The following is a 21,067-nucleotide window of genomic DNA, read 5'->3' as shown; positions in this document are numbered from 1 at the left end:
CTTTTCATATTTTAAGGTCTGAATAGATTATATATGGTTGGTTCTAATTTATTAATCATCTTTATAACGGTTACGGCTATGTAAGGTAGAGATGCTGCCATAAGCCATAACCCGACGCCAATGGTAAGTGGAATTGAAGCCATAAGAACGTCAAATTCAGGAATAGCACGGGAAATAAGACCAAGGGCAATAGAGATTAATAACAAAACACCAATAATCGGTGCCCCTATTTCAAAACCTACTCTAAAAATGCTGCTTCCCGTCGCAACAAATTGTTCCATAAAAGAATTGCTTAACGAAAAAGTCCCGAGAGGTAGCAATTTGAAAGTTTGCCTTACCGCGTTTAAAACGATAAGATGCCCGTTTACACAAATAAAAATCATAATGGCAAATAAATAATTAAATTGAGCAATAACAGGTATCTCTATCCCAAAAGTAGGATCAACCATTTCGGCTAACCACATTCCCATCTGGAAACCCATAATGGAACCTGCTAATTGCACGCCCATAAAAATGAAAAGTACTACCGAACCAATAGCTACGCCTATTAATATTTCTCTTGAGATAATAAGAATTAATGTAATAATAGAATCAGGATTCGGCACTTCTATATTGAGAACCGGCGTAAGTAAAAAAGCAATTGATAGGGCAAGCGCTATTTTTGCAGTGGCAGGAAAACCCCTATCGCCAAGAATAGGAGAAGTAATAATAACTCCAAGAGTCCTGAAAAATATAAAAATGCCTTTCATAAGAGTTAGCTCTAGTATCATAGTTATTTAACTAGATGTTCCATCTGGGCAAACATTCTTGCTGTAAATTCTACCATCTTTGTTAGCATCCACGGTAAAGTAAAATACATTACGGCGCCCACTGCCAGAATCTTAGGTACAAAAGATAATGTCATTTCTTTTATTGCAGTAACAGCCTGAAAAATAGATATAAGAACGCCTATTACCAATCCTGCAAGCAACATTGGTAAAGATAAAACAAGCGTTGTTATTAAAGTATCCTTAAAAATAGAAATTGCCATTCCTTGATCCATAGTTATCTAAAACTCGTAATTAAAGATTTTACGATTAAATCCCAACCGTTAACAAGAATGAATAATAATAATTTTAAAGGTGCTGAAATCATCATAGGCGGAACCATAAACATCCCCATAGATAATAATATTGATGCTAAAACTAAATCTATGATTAAAAAAGGTAAGTATATTAAAAATCCCATTTCAAATGAAATTCTTAATTCGGAAGTAATAAAAGCCGGCATAATTGTAGTAAATGGAATTTCGGCTACGGTTGTTGGCTTCTTCCCTTCCGAAAAATGAACGAATAAAGCTAAATCCTCTTCCCTCACCTGCTTTAACATAAAAGTGCGGAGAGGTGCGATACCTTTCTCTATTGCTTCTTTCGAAGAGATGTCTTTGTTAATATAAGGACTAATCGCATCGTTATATATTGTTTCAAAAGTAGGTCTCATTATGTAAAAAGTCATAAATAATGCAAGCGCTATTAATACCTGGTTCGGAGGAACTGAACGAGTCGTTAATGCGTTTCTAAGCATTGAAAAAACAATGATTATGCGAGTGAAAGAAGTGAGTGTTAAAAGTAAAAAAGGAATCAACGGGATAAGCGTTAATGCTATCGCAATTTGTATTGGTGGAGTTAGCGTATCAAAACTAACCGTTTTCGCCGCTAAAAGCGGTTGTGCTATGAACAGTAAAAAAATAAATAAAACAGGTGTTAATATATACGGATAATGAGGATAGGAAAGAATCTTGTTCTGTATTTTTAATAGTAGTTTCTTCATTTTTATCCCAATAACCCGGACCCACGTTTATCCCTTCTGTCTGATGTTGCCTCTTTATCGGTCAACTGCGATGCATTGTTTTTCACATTGGGAGCGGATCTGCCTCTTAAAGTAAATCCCTTTAAGTATTGGGCAAATATACCTTCTTTTGAGCCTTCTTTAAGAGATTTTATTGTAGAGGGCTCTTTTATTTCTGATAATATATTTATATTGTCGCCGCTTACTCCTAATATAAGTATCCGTTCCGGAACCTCAACTACATAAATAGCCTGCTTTGAGTTAAGTGCGGATTTAGCAATTACATTAATAATTTTTTCGCCCCCACTTTTTCCCAATAATCCATTTTTGCTGGAAAATTTACGCAGAAGCCATATAATTACAAACATTATGGCAATTACAACAATAAGACTCCCAATGGCTCTAAAAATCATGCTGGAAAATGAACCTGCTGCATTTGTCGGGACAAGTAAAGTTTTATATACGGGTGCAGCAGAAGAATCGCTTATCATTTGCCTGTCAGTTCCGCCTGAGGCGGACTGGTTTAATAAAAAAAATATTAAGTTATTCATCTTTTTCTCTCACTTCTCGTTTTTATCATGCTTGTTTTCCCAATTGTTGAATTCTTTCTTCCGGGTTTATAAGAGCTGTTATACGAACTCCAAATCTTTCTTCAATAACTATAATTTCACCCCTGGCGAATATTCTGTTGTTAATAAGAATATCTACTGTTCCACCAGCAATACTATCCAGTTCTACAATTGAACCGGGCCCGGTATTCAAAAGTTCCTGTATGGAAAGAGTTGTTTTCCCAAGTCTTACGGAAACTTCCATCGGAACGTCTAAAATGCCCTCAATGTTAGATACTTTGGGGGGCATATTCTCTTCAGGGGTAACTTCTTCAAACTTTGCCTTTTTCGCAGTTACTTTCTTTTCCGGCGATACGGCAAGTTTATCTTCCTGAACATTATCTTCTTTTGGACACATTTTTTTACCTCCTTTTGTATGGACGCGTAATTTTAGATGCCATTCTCATTTTATAAACGCCTGCTTTGGCAAACCACTTCTTTTTATCTTCCACGTAAACAATTATTTCACTGTCTGTATGAAGGTTTAAAGGGATTATATCACCTGCTTTCAATTCTAATAAATCAGAAACAAAAATGCCTGAACGTCCAAGCTCAGCATAAACATTTACTCTTGCATGCATTAATATCTGCTTGATTTTTTCCTGGAGCTCAGCATTGGCTGTTTTTCTCGTTACACGCTCGTGAGTTATAACCTCGGCAGCAAGAGCCCTTGCGATTTCCGAAGAATAAGCAATTCGTAGAGACATAGGAATATCGTCAATTGTTAAGGTAAAAGAAATACTGAGAATTGGAACTACAGATTCCGGTGGAGCTATAGTTAATGGATTGGTTTGCTGGGATACTATTTTTGAAGATACTGCAACATATTTTCCCCATGCTTTTTCAAGTTCACCAAGTAATGCTCTGGCAATTTTAGGCATAGCTGCACGTTCAATTATGGTGATGTCAGGTGGATTTTTATTGATTCTGCCGGTTCCTCCAAATTCCATATCTACAAGCGAGTGTACAAACGAAGGCGAAATATCCATATACACATCGCCAACCGCAGGGTCAAGTTTGAACATAATGATATAAGTGGGATTGGATGCCGAAGAAATGAATTCACCAAGAGTGCTGATTTCCGGCTCAGAAGTTATCATATTGATGAAGTTTCCCGTTCTCGTGGCAACCGATTGTTCAAAAAGAAAGTCGAAATATTCATTAATTTCTTTAAATATCGGGAAATGTTCCCTTGTAATTCCTACATATCTCTTGATGTCGTATTCTTCTATCTTTTTTTCTTTAGAAGGAGTATCTTCATTACTTTTAGGAACGGTTTTTAACAAAGTGGAAATTTCTTCCTGAGACAATATTCTTTCTTCCATTTTTTACGTGCCTGCCTTCTTTACTCTTCCTCTTCCATTTTTATTTTTATTCTTTTTTCTCTTTCTTCCGGAGGCAAAAATGCTATTAATTGGTCTTCTATTACAAGTGTCGGTTCTCCGGACTGTATTGATAGAATTCCTTCTATTATAAGCCTCTTCTCTAATGTCTCCTCTTGCGTTAATCCATCTAATTTACCTGCTATGGGGAGAAAAATTAAATTCGAAAGTATTACTCCGTAAAAAGTCGACACAAATGCTACTGCTATGCTTGAAACAATTGCAGATGGCTCGTTTACGACTCGTCCAATTTGAACCAGCCCGATTAACGTTCCAAGTAACCCAAAAGCCGGCGCAAATTTCCCCCCGGCTTTAAATATTCCTATCCCTTTGCTATGTCTTAACTCTAAATTCTCTACTTCTGTTTCTAATAGTTTCTGAGTCCTGTCAAGCGGGCTGCCGTCAACTACACACCTGAGGGCAACCCTTAAAAATTTATCTTCAACTTTTTTTAAATCTTCTTCAAGTGCAATAAACCCGTCTCTACGAGCTTTTTTACTCATCTCTAATAAAAGATTAATTGTTTTTACGGGTGCAATAGGTTTATGTATAAAAGCTTTTGCAGTAACTTTGAGTATCCTGATAACATCCGTAAATTGGTAATTAATAAGCACGGCTGCAAGTGTACCGCCTCCGGTAATCATTATTGCAGGAATATCAATAAAAATTTTGGCCGATCCTCCCTGCAATATAGCAGTGAATAATAGGTAAAACCCTATCGCTACGCCTGCAATCGTTGTTATATCCATATTCTTATCCGCTTCAGACGGACTTAACTCTTATCCGCCTGAAGCGGAATAATTAACTCTCTACCTTAACTTACTGCTCTCTACTTATTCCTATATTCGTTTTAATGCCGCTAATTCTGCCAGCATTTGGTCTCCCAATGCTATGGTTTTTGAATTTGCTTGGAATCCCCTCTGTGCGATAATCATTTCTATAAATTCATTTGCCATGTCTACATTGGATTGCTCAAGATATCCTGCGGATATGCTTGTATCAGGTAAAGTTGTTCCTGCTTTTCCAAGAACTGCTGTCCCTGAGTTTACATCCTCCTGCCATAACGAATTACCCGCTTTCTTTAATCCGGCAGGATTAGTGAATGTTGCAAGCGATACCTCAGCTAATGTTCTCGTTATACCATTTGTGAAACTACCTGTAATTTCTCCGTTACCATTTACTGCTATGGTTGACAATCTTCCCATTGCATAACCGTTCTGGTGAGACATAATTGTTGTAGTTGCCCCTGATAACTGAGTTATCCCGTCGAATGCATTTATTGTACCTGCATTAAAATCAATATTTACCGGATTTGTAGCACCATCTTCAGGATCGAACGAAAACGCACTTACGCCTCCTGTATATCCAAAAGATGCTAAACTGCCATCGCTATTGAAACTTACATCCCCGCTTCCTCCGTTTAATATTGTTCCTCTATCAAGAGTTGTAGTCCAATGCCATAAATTTGATGTTATTTCATCTTTCTGGAACTTTACTGTTACCGTGTGAGTTACGCCAAGTGAATCATAAACCGAGAATGATGTTGAATGTGTTATGTCTGTCGCTGCTTGCGATTCCGCGAGTCCCATTGAACCGTTAAATATCGTATTACCTGCTTCTGTGATGGATGCTGTTAATGCATTGGCTGTCCCTTTATCTCCTTCAATTACAAGTTTGCCGTCAGAATCCATTTTTGCTTCCCCGGTTGCTATTGAAAAATCTGTCTCTAACCAACCGCATAAAGTATCTAAGGTATCTGCTGCAATCATCGCATGTGTCGTATTTACTGCGCTAGTTCCATTTGTTCCTGAAAATATCAAAGTGTCACCGGCTGTTAACCCTAAATTTGTCCCTGATGACGAATATAAGTCCTCAAGTCTGTCCGCACCGGTTGCGTTATGTAAGAAATTATCCGAATCTATATTCCCGGCTAATACTGTTCCGCTATATGAAGAAAACATATCCTTTAATACTGCATTATTAGAATCAAACGTAGCTGTTGCTCCGGCGCTATTGGCCCATCTTATCTGGGTTTGTGCCCCGGCTCCTGTCCCAGCAACCACTGTTACGGTATCTGCAGCGTGTCCCGCTAACCCTGTCACAAAGCTTTGTAGTTCTGCCGCAAGCCCGGCTAATGTATGAAACTTGTTGTCTGAAGCTGCTCCGTCACTGCTTATGTCATAAGATAAAATGGTCGATGATGCCCCGACTGTGAATGTTACGTTATCATTGGCGTCTAAAGTCATTCTTGAACCTGAACCGTCAGTGAGTCCACTTAATGCGTCTGTGGATATAGCATCTCCCAACATTCTTTGTGAATTTAGAATTGTCTCTAATGGATTCTCTGCCATATTAAGGTTGCAAGTAAATTTCGCTTCTGTCGTTGCTTTTGCAGGAACTTTTACACCGAGTGGAAGTATCAGGTCTTCTATGCTTGTTCCGGATGCGATAGTCCCTTCGCTGTCTGCCATTTTACCCTGAAGTCTGAGACCATCCGGGGTTACTAAATGTCCTAAAGAATCAAGTCTGAACATACCGGCTCTTGTATAATAATTTGCGCCGGAATTATCCTTTACCGTAAAAAATCCATTTCCCTGTATAGCAAGGTCAGTAGTTACACCCGTAGAGGATAATCCCCCCTGTGTAAAGATATTATCAATAGAAGAAACATTAACACCTGTCCCGATTTGAGCCGGGTTTATACCTCCCATATCGTCATCAGCCCTGCGAGCGGAAGATATGAAACGTGATAAAGCTTCTTCAAAAGTCGTTCTGCCTGCCTTAAAACCAATTGTGTTAACATTTGCAAGATTGTTACTAACTACGTCAAGTCTCAGGAGATGAGCTCTAAGCCCACTCGCTCCTGTATATAATGATCCTATCATTTTCCCCCTCCTCCTTGTCCCGCCTTGGCGAGACTTTCCGCCTTTCGGGCGGAAAGTATGCCGCATCAGTCATTCAGCGACATAAAGAGGCTTCCTTGCCACTATGGCAAGGTCCGGCCTCAAGCAATTACAACCGAATCTATAGAAGTAAAAATGCGCTGTTGAAGCTCATCTTTACTTATAACAGTAACTACTGTCTGACTTGCTTTCCCGTCAGGCAAATGTTTTAGAGCGACCAAATATGCAGTGTTGTCCATAAGAACAAGGCATTCTTTTGCACCCTTGGCACTGGCTTTGTCTATTGCAGACTGCAGTCTCGAAACATTCTCTGTGCTGGTTGGAATATTTCTGGACTGTATTCTCGTGTTGGCATGATTTGAAAGTTGAATCCCTTTTTCTCTTAACAGTTCGGCAAAACTGGTTGAACCTGCCCCTTGTATCTGCCCTGATTTACTATCAGATATTCCACCTGATACGGGTGTGATTGGTCTCTTTGTATTAACAGAATTAGTTACCGTTAATTTATCTACCATTTCATCACCTCCTTATTAACCATTTATCTCGTAAATATCACTAAAAGATATTTCTGTGTCACCCATCATAAGTACAGGATTACCGTTGACGAACTTTACTCCCGTTATTTTACCGCTGAGGTATCCTGTAGCTGTTACGGAATTATCATCAGTATCCTTTGCTGAAACCGAAAAAGTATATTTCCCCGGCGCCAAAGCATTGCCCGAAGAATCTTTTCCATCCCATAACATTTGATTGTCACCCGAACTTTGCCATTCAGAATCTAAAGTGCGGACTAAATTTCCGTTGGAATCGTAAATACTTACTGTTGCTTCAGCAGCCCCGGCAAGAGAATAACTAATAGGAACCGATGCGTTTTCAACAAGAGAAACAGAATTACCTGTGGCCTTAACGGTTTTTCCGATAAAATCAGTCGCGGAAGAATTGTTTAGAGATTGGAGAGCAAGAAAATTTGCCTGAAGATTTCCGTTGACGTTAAGAAGTTGCTCTAAACTCGAAAACTGTGCAAGCTGTGCAAGAAAATCTTTGTTATCCATAGGAGCAGTAGGATCCTGGTATTTGAGTTGAGTTGTAAGAAGTTTTAAAAATTCATCTTTACCTGTAATGTCAGTAGAAGCAGTAGATGCTGTAGCGCTAGTAGTTGTGTAATTAAGGCTCTGTATATTCGTTATCATTTAATCACCTCCTTCATTTCCCCGAAAATGTTCGGGAGCCCGGAACCCGGACTTAAATAAATAAATCAATTTTTCCTTTTTCATAAGCTAAGTTAATACCCGATGGAATTACATTCCTATCAAAATTAGACTCGTCTTTGATGGAAGATAGTGTAGATAATTTTGAATGATTGTACCCTGGCAAAGATTGATGTGCATTATCAGACGCATCTTGATTAAGAGAAATATTAAATTCTTGAATCATAACCCCTTCTGAAAGAAGAGCAGATTTAAGTTGTGAAATATTAGATTCTAATAATTGTTTGGTCGCAATGTTATCAACGACAAGTTTGAGCTCTGATATAGAAGTTTTGTCTTGAGTAAAATTATTATGCGAAATTAAACTTATTTTTAATTTGCCTAAATGCTCCGGTTTGAGATTGAAAGTAGTTGTTATCAAATCTCCTGTTTTAGTTGTCGTTAAAGAGGTTTTAATATGATTTGAAATGAAGGGAAAACTAGATTGAAAGATTGTTTGAGTGGTAGAAGACCCTGTAAAAGAAGTGTTTTTAGGCGTAATGTCAGTCTTAGATGCGTTTTCCTTTGACTGGAGAATATTAATTACGTCGTTGTTAGGTGATAATGGTTCTGACCCGGCAGTATTAAAAGATACATTGGAAACGGTTTTCTGTGATTGCTTTTGAACGCTAAGGTTATCCGTATTCCTGTCATTCGTATTGAACATATTTGAATAGGTTTTTGAATATGAAACATCTTGTCTTGGCGTAGATAATGGAATAACCTGCTCTTTAATAAATATATTTTTAGATAAGTTATTGTCAGTATTAATTTTTTTATCCGTTCCGGTATCAGTTCTCTCTATCGGAGCAGAGTGTCTTATATTGAGCCTCCCTTGAGCTACTTGTTCGACTTTTGTTTGGAGTATTGTTGGAAGAATGGACTCATCCGCCTTTGGTGGAAAAATGGACGAAGAAGATACCGTACTGTTGGTTTGCTTGAGGCGAATGACAGGTATTTCCTCTGAACGCGGTTGAACGGAAAGTTCGCTTGTAACAGAACCCGAAATTGCTTTACTGTTTATTGGTTTTGTTTTCTCTTTTGGTTTGTCAGATACCTTATTTGCTAAGTCAGAACGAGATTCTGGCTGAATTTGACTTGCAGTATTTTTATTGGAAAATACTGTAGATATTTGCTTGTTTAAGTCGGAAATATTAATAGGCGTGGAACTTGATAAATTATCAAACTTAACGCGGGAAGAATTTATCGTAGATGATAAATTCCTTATCCTGTCTTGGCGGGTATTGATAGCATCAGATTTATTTGTCTTCAGGACTTCCGAAATGGATATGCTCGGCGATTTATCAATTCCTAATGTCGTAGCCCCTACCTTTGTAGTGGGCGTAGTCCCTGTTTCTTTGTCATTTAAGGATAAAAGTTTAGTTGTTATGTTTTTGTCTGTTTTCTGATGTACTGTCGTAGATTCCTTAAGAAAAAGTGTTTTAGAAGTAACCGGTGCTTTTGCGGTAGAGGCGTCATTTAAATATGAAGATGGGGAAGAATTTGAACCTGCTTTTAATCCGGTAGGTATAGAAGTACTTGTTGTAATTATTTTTGAAGCGGAAATTTGATGCCCCGGGATTGTGTTATTACTTGTTGGTTCAGTTTGTTTGTTTGTCTTATCAGATACTTTGCTTGCTAAGTCAGAATTAGACTGTGACTGAATTTGATTCGCGGTGTTTTTATCATATGATATAGGATGTTCAGCTGTGACAGTCAATTTTATATTTTTATTAAAAAATACTGAAGTTGTTTGTTTGTTTGTTTCGGAAAGATTAATAGGTGTAGCGATAGGGTTATTATTCCCTGCCTGCCTGACGTAGGTAGGGAGAGAACTGGAATCCGGTTTATTTGTCTTCAAGGCTTCCGGAATAGATATGCTTGGCGATTTATCAATCCCCAATGTCGTAGTCTCTTTCTTGGCGGTGCTCGTAGTTCCTGTCTCCTTGACAGTTGAGGACGTAAGACGGGTTGCTGTATTGTTTAATGAGGTGGAAAAAGAATTTGAATTTGTATTTAACTTGGTAGAAATATTCTTGGCGGTGCTCGTAGTTCCTGTCTCCTTGGCAGTTGAGGATGTAAGACGGGTTGTTGTATTGTTTAATGAGGTGGAAGAAGAATTTGAATTTGTATTTAACTTGGTAGAAATATTCTTGGCGGTGCTCGTAGTTTCTGTCTCCTTGGCAGTTGAGGATGTAAGACGGGTTGCCGTATTGTTTAATGAGGTGGAAGAAGAATTTGAATTCAACCGGTTAGAAGTAGTATTGTTGGGTGTAGATATTTTCATCGAAGATTCTTTAAGGGAAGACATACCCGGAACAGTTAAGACCTTAAATAGTTCATCATTAAAACTTGCTCTATTGTCCTGATATTTTTCCCCTTTTAGATTATTAAGAGAGTTAAATTGGGTATTTTTAAGTAAAGCAGTTTTTGTCTTCCCTTTTGAAACAGGTAGACAGTTTTTAGAAATTATATTAGTATTATTATTCATTTGTTTCTAGAGTTAATGTCTCTTATAAGTTTAGCCGCCCTGCCCGGATTCATAACGCTTAATATCTCGGAAACATTCTTAGGTTTCATTTTTGATAATAAATCAATAACGGTATTATCATCAAGACTATCCATAATGGCGCTCATGCCCTCAGGTTCCATAGATTCCAGAGTCTTGGTAAGTTTACGTTCGGATTCTTTGACGATGCTGTCATTTACACGTTTTGTTTCTAATAATTGTTTTTCGAGTATTGTCTTGTCTTCCGCTTGTTTTATAGCGACATCAAGTTGTGAAGAATTAGAATTTTGAGTTGTTTCATCTTGAGCAAGAATAGAGTCGGCATTTAATTTGTTGGTGTCGGCATTAGAAAGACTGTAAGAAGATGTATCTGTAAGTAAAGAATCGGTTTTGAATGTATCTGCCAAAGCAACTTTTGAAGAATCTGCTTGTTCTGCTATGTTTTTTTTTGATGCGAGCTTCGGTTTTAAGACAAAAAATCCTGCTGCTGCAATAATAATAACAGCGGCACCTATAATTATTAATAATAACATTTTTTTGGGGGGCTTTTTCCCGGTCCCTTCTTTTGGAGCATCTTTCCCATCTGTTTTCTTTTCCTTGTCTCTATCATCTCTTTCGTCTCTGGATTTATTTTTTTTACCGCCCGAAGCTTTTTTAGGGAATTTAATCGAAAACCCACCTTTTTTAGGCTTTGTTTTTTTCCCTGCCTTGTTATCCGGAGCAGTGGATTCAGAGTTAGTTAACTCTTGTTTTTGTTCTTCGTCAGCCATAATTATATTTTTTTTAGTCCCGCCTTGGCGGATTATCTTATCGTACTCTGATTATTATGAACGTATTTAGCACATTCATCTTCAACGCCTTGTTCCCATTTATTTCGCTCGTAATTAAATTCTTCTATTTTTTTCTCCTTTAATTTTTCAAAGATACGTCGGGCTTTAGATGCCTCAACAACTTCAAGTCTTTTTTGTTCGCTTAAAAGGATTCTTTCTGCTATTAATTTTTCAGCCATTTTTATGTGAAAATTTAAAGCTAATATATACTTATCATACAATAATCTTGTATATATATCATCTTCCTGGATCTCAGTCATCTCTTTAAGCTGGCAGGATTTATATTTTTTCAACTGGGAAGCTTTTATTTGAGCTTCAAGAAGCAATCTCATAGCTTGTGCAAGTTCTTGTTTCTTCATCTCTTCTATATTTTTTTTATAATTCATAACTTTATCAAGCCTAAATTCAAATCTTTTCATTTTTTATCAACTCCGCCTCAGGCGGACTTGCTAAGCTCAATTAATTGTTGAATGGTTTGCTTATACTCTGCTTTTAAATCGATTTCTTGTTCTGCAAAATCGTTAATTTTATCAATCATATCTATTGCGTGGTCTATTTTGGGGTTGGAATGTCTGACATATGCCCCAATATTTATAAGGTCTTCTGTTTCTCTATGTAATGCAAGAATGTCTCTCGTTAACCTTGCTGCATTATTGTGTTCTTTGGGGACAATGTCTATCATTAGTCTTGAAATACTCGAAAGAATGTCTATCGCAGGATAATGATTTGCATGGGCAAGTTTTCTTGAAAGAACGATGTGTCCATCAAGAATTGCTCTTACGGCATCCGATATTGGCTCATCCATATCTCCCTGTTCGACAAGAACGGTGTAAAAACCTGTAATACTACCGGTATCAGACATTCCCGAACGCTCAAGAAGTTTTGGTAAAAGCGCAAAAACCGAAGGAGTAAATCCTTTTGTTGTTGGCGGTTCCCCAATGGATAACCCTACCTCTCTTTGTGCTATTGCTATACGAGTTATGGAATCCAATAATAATAATACGTTATAACCCTTATCTCTGAAATATTCTGCTATCGTAGTAGCCGTAAATGCTCCTTTTAACCTTATAAGAGCAGGTTGTTCGGAAGTGGAAACCACTACGACCGATTTGCTAATACCTTCTTTTAAATCTTTTTCGATGAAGTCTTTAACTTCCCTTCCCCTTTCCCCTGTCAGTCCAATTACGTTTATATCGGCTTTGCAATACCTCGCAATCATACCCATTAATGTACTCTTCCCTATGCCGCTTCCGGAAAATATTCCTATCCTTTGGCCTTTTCCGCAAGTTAAAAAACCATCTATTGCCTTTATCCCGGTAGGTAAAACCTCTTTTACTCTTGAACGTTTTAAAGGATGAGGCGCTACATTATATACACACCTGTTTTCGGAACTTAAAAGAGGTCCCTTGTCGTCTATTGGATTCCCAAGCCCGTCTAATACCCTTCCAAGAAGAGCATTGCTGACAGGTATTTCCAATGGCTTGCCTGTTGTAATAACTTCAGTGTCGGGAGAAATACCATCCATTGAACCAAGTGGCATAAGAAGTGTATTGTCGCCCTTGAAACCAACTACTTCAGTTTTTATGCTTTCGTGGGGATTGTTATTATTTATTAGATTGCAAACTTCCCCAATTGCTGCATGAAGTCCACGTGCTTCAATTATAAGTCCTGTTACACCCGTAACTTTACCGCTATGAGATATAAAGTCCGTATTCTCTATTTTTGTTAAATATTTATCCAATATAAGTTCTGTCATAGTTTGTTTATTAGAGCTCTTCTAATTTCTTAAACTTGGACTCAATAGTGGCATCTATTTTCCCAACACTGGTTTCTATTAAACAACCTCCCCGGGATATATTTTCGTCGGCTGTTATTTGAAACTTTGAAACATAAGGAAGAGAAGCTACCCATTCGCTTTCTTTTGATTTTATAATGTCAAAATCTACGGGATTAACTTTAATTATAACCCTTTCTTCTTCTCTTATCCGCTTTATTGCTTCGCCTACAGTATCAACAATTACTTTAGGGTTTTCGTTTATCTCAATCTCTATAACTTTTTTGGCTATCTCTTTTACTAATTGAAATATGGTTGTTTCCGATGATTTTAAAAGTTTCTCTTTTTCCTCTAAAAAAGAATGAACTAAAAATTCTAACTTCTCTTTAGTATTTTGCAACTCGTTCTTTGCCATTGTTAGCCCTTTTTCTGTGCCTTTTAGGCTACCATCTTTAAACCCTTCCCCGTAAACTTTATTCCAGAAATCTAGATGTTCGCATGTATTTTGCGTAGCCTGCCGAAAAGATATATCTTTTAATGGCATGCTCGTCTTTATTGTATATTCCATAAATTATTATTGTTTCTTTTGTAACGTAACCTTGCCTTCTTCATCAAGCCTTCGTATTATTTCTACAACTTTTCTTTGAGATTCTTCTATTTCCGCTAATCTCAAAGCACCAAGCGTTTCAAATTCTTCCATCAACTCTTCTTTTGCCCTTTCTGATACGTTGGATAAAATCTTATTTTTTATCTTCTCATTGGCACCTTTTAATGCTACAACAAGAGTATGCCTGTCTATCTCACGAATAATCTGCTGGAGCGCTTTGTCTTCCATATCTGCTATATCATCAAATGTGAATATTAAATCTTTCATCCTGTTTGCCGTATCCGAATCTTTTTCCCCTATAGACTTTAATATATTTTGAGCATCTGCTCCACCAATATAAGATACAATTGTAGATGCAATACCAATTCCGCTTGAACGACGAATCTCTTCTTTGGATGTCGCTAATCGTAGTTTCATCCTTAAACTTTGTGCTATTATATTAACTGTTTCCGAAGAAACGTTATCAAGTTTGGTCATTTTTTTTATGACTTCCTCCATTGTTTCGGGAGGCAAGTCTCTTAAAATCATTGATGCTTTTGCCGGGGGAATGGTCCTTAACGTTATTGCTATAGTTTGTGGCTGGTCATTTTTTATTGCATCAAGAAGAGCAAAAGGATCTGCATTCTGGAGAATTTCCAATGCCTTTTTGTCGCTTTCTCCGCCATAATCCCCTACTATTTCTGAATATTCCAAATTTCCCATTACCTGATTTAGAAGTGCAGTTGCCCTTGTCTGGTTGCCTACAATAGGTTGTTCTGTCATTAATTCATTAAATTCAGATAATACATTTTTTACTGCCCTTGGTGGAATATTTCCAAGTTGGGCTATTTCTTTTGCTACTGATTTTATTTCTTCAGGAGATAATTGTTTTAAAACTTCAACTGCAAGAGTATCATCAAGCCATGCGATAATAACTGCTGCTTTTTGTGGTCCTGATAGTTCTTCTGCCATGTATTATTTATTACAAGTTCTTTGGCGATAGCCATTAGAACTCGTTATCTTGTTTTTATTTCAGTAATCTTTTTATTACTCCCGCAAGCATATTTGGGTTCTCAGCTACGGTCTTTGAAAAGTCTTCTTTTAGTTTATTGAAATCTGTTTTTTCTTCTCCCTTTGTACTTTCTGTTGCTCTATCTGGAGATGTCTGAGCGTTTGCAGCAGTTTGTCCGGGAGCGGCAGAACGATTGACAGGGCGACCGGCAGCGGAAGGCATAGAACCTAATAACCGTATTAAAAACATAAGAACTATAATAATTACTATTCCGGTCACTATAGGTGTTATAAGTGGTTGTATTATAACTAAAATAGGTATCCCTTCTTTTTCCGGTTTCTGTGTGTCAATAACAGGCGCTCCGAAAGGAACGGAAGTGACTTCTATAGAATCTCCCCTTGTTAATGTATATCCTACTGCATTTTTTACAAGCGATTGAAACTTCATTAAATCGGTTTCACTACGAGGAGTATATTTATAAGATTTCTTCCCGTTTTCTTCTATAAGATCGTATGTCCCATTTATTAAAGCCGAAACAGAAAGCCTGTTTATGGTGCCGGCACGATTGATTACCTGCTGAACACTTTTTGTTATCTCATAATTAGTTACAGAACTTTTTTCACCACTTTGTCCGCCGGAACGTTTTTCCTCACTTCTTACTACCTGTCCTTCCGGGTCATATTTTTCGTTAGTCTCGACTATATTGGTAAAATTAATGTCTGCATTTACTTTTACGATTACATTGCTATAACCTACTGCTTTTTCAAGTAAGGCTTGAGCTTTTTGCGCAAGATAACGCTCTACATCGCGTTTTGTTTCTAATTGATTGCCTGATAAAATGGCAATGTTGTCCGCTTCCCCGCCAACCCCACCGTGTAAAAGTTCTCCGGAATAATCAAGTATAGTTACATTTTGTGCCTCTAAACCTTCTACGGATGAGGCAATAAGATGAGCAATGCCCTTTATTTGTGACTCGGCAAGAGGACTTTTTAATCTTAATACTACTGATGCACTCGGTGATTTTTGGTCTTCTTTAAATAATCGTTCCTTTGGTGTAACAAGGTGAACCCTTACACTGCTGACTTCTTCTATGCTCTGAATAGTTCGCACAAGTTCTCCCTCAAGTGCACGTTTATAATTTATTTCTTCTACAAATGCCGTTGTCCCAAGATTGTTTTTGTCAAATATTTCATAGCCGACCGTTCCACCCTTGGGAATTCCTTTAGATGCTAAATTTAGTCTGGACTCATAAACTTGAAGTTCAGGAACAAGAATTTTTGTGCCACCATCCGTTATTTTGTAAGGAATGCTAAGCTCTTTAAGGTTTTTTGTTATCTCGCCTGCTTCTTTTAAACTGAGTTCAGAATAAAGAGTGACAAATTTTTCATTTTTGCTCTTCATAGTTGGAACAATCATAAAAGACGCTATCGCTGTTATGATTATCCCAATAAAAAGAATTTTCTGTAATATTCCAAGCTTGCTCCAGAATTTCATAGGATTATTTTAAATAAAATATCTCCCTCATTATATTATATTGTTCATATTAGTATACTTTAAATATTATATCTGCGTGCGCATTACTTCTTCGTAAGCCGTCTGCAATCTATTACGAAGTTCAAGCATAAGTTGGAAGCTTATTTGTGCCTCTTGAGTCGCTATCATTACCTTATGAATGTCTACCTCTTTTCCTGAAGTAAATTTCTCTATGGAATTGTCTGCTTCCTTTTGTAAGTCATTAACCTCTTTAACAAAATTCTCTAAAACGGATTTAAAATCAACGGATTTGTCTGATTTTGCCGCTTCTAATTTTGCAAGAGCTTCGAATTGAATTCTACTAATTTTATCCATTAACCCTCCTATCTCCACCTAAGGTGGATGCCGAGATCGTACTTATCCCAAATCCCTGCCTACCGGCAGGCAGGCAAAGTCTAGAATCTAAAATTTGCATTTCTTTTTATCTCCCTATGTCAAGTGCTGTTCTTGCCATTGATTTACTCGCATTAATTGATGCAACATTTGCTTCGTAAGCCCTTTTGGCTATTACCATATCCGTAAGTTCTTTAGTAATGTCTACATTCGGTAATTTTACGTAACCATCCTTATCTGCATCCGGATGAGAAGGATTATATACCGTCTTAAAGGGAGTTACGGTATCTTCAGTTACTTCATCTACTGCTACGCCTTGTCTTTGCCGTGTGGATTCTGATCCCATAGCGTCAAGCGATGGCATATGACGAGGATGTGTCAAAGAAAGAGGCGTTTGTGTAGCTTCCAGTCCACTAAGATGCTGCGAAAAATTATCTTCCGATTTCAATAAAACCTCGTGTCTGCGATAAGGTCCACCCGAAAAACTACGGGTCGTATTTATATTTGCAATATTGTTTGCTACTTGATTTAGTTTGACACGCTGCGCATAAAGCCCGGACGCGCTTATGTCAATTCCCGGAAACCATCCCATATAATAACCTCCGTTTTATTTTTGTTATTGTCTTCTTATACTTAGCGTTAAAAGCCTATATTTGAAAGAAATCAAATTAACATACGTATCCCAATCTAAAGAATTTTTTGCAAGCGAAACTATTTCTTTGTCTATCTCTATGTTGTTGACTTTCCCAGCCGGAATCGGATCAGTTGATGTTTCAACTAAGGGATTTACGTTGTTAATTTCGTTATTTGCCCTGCCAACGGGTAGATGACTTTGATTTGTGCGTGTCCCGGATAATTTGAACCCGAGTTTTTCGTCAAGAAGCTCTTCAAACTTTACTTTTGACGAAGAATATCCCGGCGTTGAGACATTTGAAATATTCTGGGCAATTACCTTGTTTCTCAAAGCGCTAACATCCAACCCTTTTTTTGTAGCGCCAAAACCCATATCGTTAAAAATACTATTCATTGTAATATATTTATAATAGCAAATTTCGTGCCAAAATTAACACTACCTATAATAGGTATATAAAATAATAAATTCATAAAACTACTTTTTTTTACAATAGGCAAAAAACTCCACCTATTAGTCAATTATTTCCCCATCTTTTTTATATTGCCTGATTTTTTCTCTTATTGTCCGGATACTTACTTTTAACATTTTAGCAGTATTTGTCCGGTTCCCATTATTCTTTTTTAATGTTTCAATAATAACTTTCTTTTCTATTTCATCTAAAGATAATCCAATAAGTCCGTTTAATTGCACATCATTTGAGTTATTGGAAAGATTGAGATGTGAAGTGAGAACCGAGGGAGAAGAATTAAGAATCACTGCCCTCTCTATTACATTTTCAAGTTCTCTTACATTTCCAGGCCAGTTATAATTTAAAAGAATTTTTAATGCATCTGTTGAGATGGAATTTACCTGTTTATTGTAAAAAGTGGAATATTTCCTTAAAAAATAAGCCGCAAGAACAGGAATATCCTCTTTTCTTTCTCTCAATGGTGGAATATTAACGCTCACTACGTTTAACCTGTAAAAAAGGTCTTCTCTGAGTTTTTGTTTTTCAATAGCTTCTTTTGGATTAAGGTTTGTTGTGGCAATTATCCTCACATCTACTTTTATTTCTTCGGAACCGCCTACTCTAAAAAACCTAAATTCCTGTAATACACGAAGTAATTTCGCCTGGAGCATAAGTCCCATCTCTGAAATTTCATCAAGAAGTAATGTCCCTCCATTGGCAAGTTCAAATTTCCCTTTTCTTTTTTCTAATGCTCCGGTAAAAGCTCCTTTCTCATGACCAAAAAGCTCGCTTTCTAACAACCCCTCGGAAATAGCCGCACAATTTATGGAAATAAAAGGTTTATCTTTGCAATTACTCTCGTAGTGTATTGCTCTTGATACAAGTTCTTTTCCGGTCCCGGACTCCCCATATACCAAAACCGAAGCTCTACTCTTTGCAACTGCACGAATTATCTCGTATATTTCCTTCATCCCTTCAGTTCTTCCAACAAGAGGTCCAAAACCGTAGGATAGGTTTGCACGCTCAACCTTCTCCTGTAAAACCTTGTAAGCCCCTTCTAATCGTTCTGCAGCAACGTTAAATTCAGAAAATAATTCCGTTAATTTTGCCATAGTAGATATTATAATAGCAACAAATGTGCCAATATACAAAATTATTCACACTAATACCCTAAAACCCACACCCAACAAATAGTTACATCATCATACAAATCAGTATGTCCTAAATAACCACAGGGGCAAATTGACACAACTATATGTGGCGATTTACCCCTAAGTTGTATTAATAGGATAATAAACAGTCTCGAGGTGTGGCTTTTTGCCTTACTTTGCGGTGTGGCTTTTGTTCTCATATGTCAATTTGCCCCAATGTTCTATTTAGCCACAGTCTAGTGTAGCAATATACCCCTGAGTTATTTTACTGTGATGATAAATAATCCCGAGGTGTGGCTTTTTGCCTTATGTTACAATGTGGCATTTTGTTCCTATATGTCAATTTGCCACACTGAGGCATTGAGCGACAGTGTGGTGTAGCGAATTGACGCTGTGTTGTTTTGTGTTGTTGGTTAGGGGTTTTGGGGTGTAGTTTTATGCTACACTATTGTGGTTGATTTTGTTTGTGTTGGGGTATTTTGAGTGTGTTTAATGTGTAGTTTATTTTGATTGGGTTGTTTTGTTTTTGTGCTGGTTTATTGTGTTGTGTCTTGTGTCTGGGGTGATGGAGATACTATTTTATATCTTTTGAGTTTTCTGTATAATGTTTTGCGATCTATGCCTAGTAGTTTTGCAGTTTTGAGTTTGTTGTGCCTGTTTGGGCAAGTGTCCTTTGAATGAGGCTTTTTTGTGTGTCATCCCATAAAACAGATTTTCGATTTGGCATGAATCCTTTGCTTCCTCTTATTTTTAAGGGAATATCGGTTAGTTTGATTAAACTATTACTGCTGCTTGTAACGCAAGCGCTTTCTATCACGTTTTCTAATTCTCTGACGTTTCCGGGCCAATCATAAGAGCATAAAGCTTCAAGAACTTCGTCCGAAATCTGTTTTTTATTTTGTCCCTTGGTTAAAATTAAGAAGTGTTCAATTAGAAGGGGAATGTCTTCTCTTCTTTCTCTAAGCGGAGGGACTATTATAGAAACGACAAACAGTCTATGGAAAAAATCTTCTCTTATTTTTCCTTGTAAAACGGCTCTTTCAAGATCTTTGTTTGTAGCTGTAATAATGCGACAATCAATTTTATAATTCTGGGCGCTTCCAATAGATCTGACTTCTTTTTCTTCAAGAACCCTTAGGAGTTTTATCTGAATGCTGTGTGGTATTTCTGCTATTTCATCAAGAAATATGGTTCCTTTTTCGGCTGCCCTGAAAATGCCAGGATTATCGCGAGATGCTCCGGAATATGCGCCTTTTACGTGACCAAATAATTCTGTCTCGAGCAGGCTTTCAGGAATGGCACTGCAATTTACAGGTATAAAGTTCGCGTCTTTACGAAGGGAAAGATTATGAATGGTTTGGGCTATCAATTCTTTGCCGGTCCCGTTTTCTCCTTGAATGCATACTGTGGAGTTTGTTGGAGCGACATTTAAGATTTCAGAATAAAGTTGTTGCATTTTTGGAGAAACTCCTATTAATAAACCCAACCCGGTTCTCTCAAAAGGCTGTTCTTTGTTCACTACTTTATTTACGCTTTCCAACACTTCTTTCTTATTAAGAGGTTTTGTTAAATAATCTAAAATTCCGAACTTAATGCCGCGAATTGCAATTTCAACTTTGGGAACTGTAGATGTTAAAATAATATTTATATCAGGATTCATAGCCATCTTAAATTTCTGAAAAATATCTATCTCGATTTTATCTTTGTTTTCTGTGTCAAAAAAGGCGATATTAAAAAATATACTTTCAAGAAACTTAAAAAAATCTTTTACATTTGTACACTCTACTATTTCGAAATTAAAATCTTTTAGAATATTCTTTAGCGTGTTGCATACTTCGTAAGAGGAATCATAAACAAGAACTTTATAATTATTATTCATAAAGGATTTATCAGATACCCGTCAAAGCGGGATGTCCTATTTTTCTATTTTCTAATTATGCTTTTGGTTTTTCCTCGTATTCACAATCTATATGAATCTTACGCCCACAAGTACATAATATGTCTATACTGTTAACTATGCCATTTGCTTTGTTTATACTTATCCCGGGCTCCTTTAACTCTGTATTATTCGGGGTATCTACAGGAATAGACTGTTGAGAAGGAGATAGTCCTATATTTTCTTCACCTTCAATTATAATCTTATCTCTCTTGATAATCGCCATTCTGTTAAAACAATTAATCTTAATATTTAAAAAGTCAAGCATTTTTAATAATCCATTCTTGTGATTAAAAAATAGTTAGTTCTTTGCCTATTAGATAGGAAATATTTTCCACATTGAAAATATTTTTG

The 21,067-nt window shown here is 37.0% G+C and carries 24 protein-coding genes; all 24 read right to left on the bottom strand.

Annotated features, from left to right (window positions below):
- Positions 1-11 precede the first annotated feature (11 nt).
- Positions 12-770, bottom strand: a complete 759-nt coding sequence (gene fliR / locus WC614_04210; GenBank protein ID MFA5032204.1) for a flagellar biosynthetic protein FliR — start codon at positions 768-770, stop codon at positions 12-14.
- 2 nt (positions 771-772) lie between these two features.
- Entirely contained in the window at positions 773-1,042 is a 270-nt protein-coding gene (fliQ, locus tag WC614_04205) for a flagellar biosynthesis protein FliQ (GenBank protein MFA5032203.1), read from the bottom strand.
- A gap of 2 nt (positions 1,043-1,044) precedes the next feature.
- A complete protein-coding gene (fliP, locus tag WC614_04200) occupies positions 1,045-1,809 on the bottom strand; it encodes a flagellar type III secretion system pore protein FliP (GenBank protein MFA5032202.1) in 765 nt (254 codons plus the stop codon).
- Positions 1,810-1,811: 2 nt separating this feature from the next.
- Positions 1,812-2,378 (bottom strand): flagellar biosynthetic protein FliO, encoded by a 567-nt coding sequence (fliO, locus tag WC614_04195; GenBank protein ID MFA5032201.1) that lies wholly within the window; start codon positions 2,376-2,378, stop codon positions 1,812-1,814.
- A gap of 25 nt (positions 2,379-2,403) precedes the next feature.
- On the bottom strand, positions 2,404-2,793 hold the full coding sequence (gene fliN / locus WC614_04190) for a flagellar motor switch protein FliN (GenBank protein MFA5032200.1): 390 nt from the start codon (positions 2,791-2,793) through the stop codon (positions 2,404-2,406).
- 4 nt (positions 2,794-2,797) lie between these two features.
- Positions 2,798-3,760: a FliM/FliN family flagellar motor switch protein gene (locus WC614_04185; protein MFA5032199.1), complete on the bottom strand. Its 963-nt coding sequence runs from the start codon at positions 3,758-3,760 to the stop codon at positions 2,798-2,800.
- Positions 3,761-3,780: 20 nt separating this feature from the next.
- On the bottom strand, positions 3,781-4,566 hold the full coding sequence (locus WC614_04180) for a MotA/TolQ/ExbB proton channel family protein (GenBank protein ID MFA5032198.1): 786 nt from the start codon (positions 4,564-4,566) through the stop codon (positions 3,781-3,783).
- A 90-nt stretch (positions 4,567-4,656) separates the two neighbouring features.
- On the bottom strand, positions 4,657-6,702 hold the full coding sequence (locus tag WC614_04175) for a flagellar hook-basal body complex protein (GenBank protein ID MFA5032197.1): 2,046 nt from the start codon (positions 6,700-6,702) through the stop codon (positions 4,657-4,659).
- A 119-nt stretch (positions 6,703-6,821) separates the two neighbouring features.
- Complete coding sequence (locus WC614_04170) at positions 6,822-7,235, bottom strand: TIGR02530 family flagellar biosynthesis protein (GenBank protein ID MFA5032196.1); 414 nt, start codon at positions 7,233-7,235, stop codon at positions 6,822-6,824.
- A 15-nt stretch (positions 7,236-7,250) separates the two neighbouring features.
- Complete coding sequence (locus WC614_04165) at positions 7,251-7,910, bottom strand: flagellar hook assembly protein FlgD (protein ID MFA5032195.1); 660 nt, start codon at positions 7,908-7,910, stop codon at positions 7,251-7,253.
- A gap of 52 nt (positions 7,911-7,962) precedes the next feature.
- Positions 7,963-10,458, bottom strand: a complete 2,496-nt coding sequence (locus tag WC614_04160) for a flagellar hook-length control protein FliK (protein ID MFA5032194.1) — start codon at positions 10,456-10,458, stop codon at positions 7,963-7,965.
- The gene (locus WC614_04155; protein MFA5032193.1) at positions 10,455-11,246 is read right to left on the bottom strand and encodes a hypothetical protein; all 792 of its coding nucleotides are present in this window, start codon (positions 11,244-11,246) and stop codon (positions 10,455-10,457) included. Before WC614_04155 ends, WC614_04160 begins: the two co-directional genes overlap by 4 nt.
- 32 nt (positions 11,247-11,278) lie before the next feature.
- Entirely contained in the window at positions 11,279-11,725 is a 447-nt protein-coding gene (locus WC614_04150; protein ID MFA5032192.1) for a flagellar FliJ family protein, read from the bottom strand.
- Positions 11,726-11,742: 17 nt separating this feature from the next.
- Positions 11,743-13,062: a FliI/YscN family ATPase gene (locus tag WC614_04145; protein ID MFA5032191.1), complete on the bottom strand. Its 1,320-nt coding sequence runs from the start codon at positions 13,060-13,062 to the stop codon at positions 11,743-11,745.
- Positions 13,063-13,072: 10 nt separating this feature from the next.
- Positions 13,073-13,648 (bottom strand): FliH/SctL family protein, encoded by a 576-nt coding sequence (locus WC614_04140; protein ID MFA5032190.1) that lies wholly within the window; start codon positions 13,646-13,648, stop codon positions 13,073-13,075.
- 6 nt (positions 13,649-13,654) lie between these two features.
- Entirely contained in the window at positions 13,655-14,638 is a 984-nt protein-coding gene (locus WC614_04135; protein MFA5032189.1) for a FliG C-terminal domain-containing protein, read from the bottom strand.
- A gap of 55 nt (positions 14,639-14,693) precedes the next feature.
- Positions 14,694-16,172: a flagellar basal-body MS-ring/collar protein FliF gene (gene fliF / locus WC614_04130; protein MFA5032188.1), complete on the bottom strand. Its 1,479-nt coding sequence runs from the start codon at positions 16,170-16,172 to the stop codon at positions 14,694-14,696.
- A 66-nt stretch (positions 16,173-16,238) separates the two neighbouring features.
- A complete protein-coding gene (gene fliE / locus WC614_04125; protein ID MFA5032187.1) occupies positions 16,239-16,526 on the bottom strand; it encodes a flagellar hook-basal body complex protein FliE in 288 nt (95 codons plus the stop codon).
- Between the two features lie 106 nt (positions 16,527-16,632).
- Entirely contained in the window at positions 16,633-17,136 is a 504-nt protein-coding gene (flgC, locus tag WC614_04120) for a flagellar basal body rod protein FlgC (protein MFA5032186.1), read from the bottom strand.
- A 24-nt stretch (positions 17,137-17,160) separates the two neighbouring features.
- Positions 17,161-17,571: a flagellar basal body rod protein FlgB gene (gene flgB, locus WC614_04115; protein MFA5032185.1), complete on the bottom strand. Its 411-nt coding sequence runs from the start codon at positions 17,569-17,571 to the stop codon at positions 17,161-17,163.
- A gap of 117 nt (positions 17,572-17,688) precedes the next feature.
- Positions 17,689-18,738: a sigma-54 dependent transcriptional regulator gene (locus tag WC614_04110; GenBank protein MFA5032184.1), complete on the bottom strand. Its 1,050-nt coding sequence runs from the start codon at positions 18,736-18,738 to the stop codon at positions 17,689-17,691.
- Between the two features lie 50 nt (positions 18,739-18,788).
- On the bottom strand, positions 18,789-18,977 hold the full coding sequence (locus WC614_04105) for a hypothetical protein (protein ID MFA5032183.1): 189 nt from the start codon (positions 18,975-18,977) through the stop codon (positions 18,789-18,791).
- A gap of 422 nt (positions 18,978-19,399) precedes the next feature.
- Positions 19,400-20,656, bottom strand: a complete 1,257-nt coding sequence (locus WC614_04100; GenBank protein MFA5032182.1) for a sigma-54 dependent transcriptional regulator — start codon at positions 20,654-20,656, stop codon at positions 19,400-19,402.
- Positions 20,657-20,711: 55 nt separating this feature from the next.
- The gene (locus WC614_04095; GenBank protein ID MFA5032181.1) at positions 20,712-20,939 is read right to left on the bottom strand and encodes a hypothetical protein; all 228 of its coding nucleotides are present in this window, start codon (positions 20,937-20,939) and stop codon (positions 20,712-20,714) included.
- Between the last annotated feature and the right edge of the window lie 128 nt (positions 20,940-21,067).

Source organism: bacterium (assembly GCA_041649255.1).
Lineage (GTDB): Bacteria > Hydrothermota > UBA3073 > JACQXS01 > JAQTXJ01 > JAQTXJ01.
Note: the sequence above shows the minus strand (reverse complement) of the source record. Positions and strands in the feature narration are given on the sequence as shown.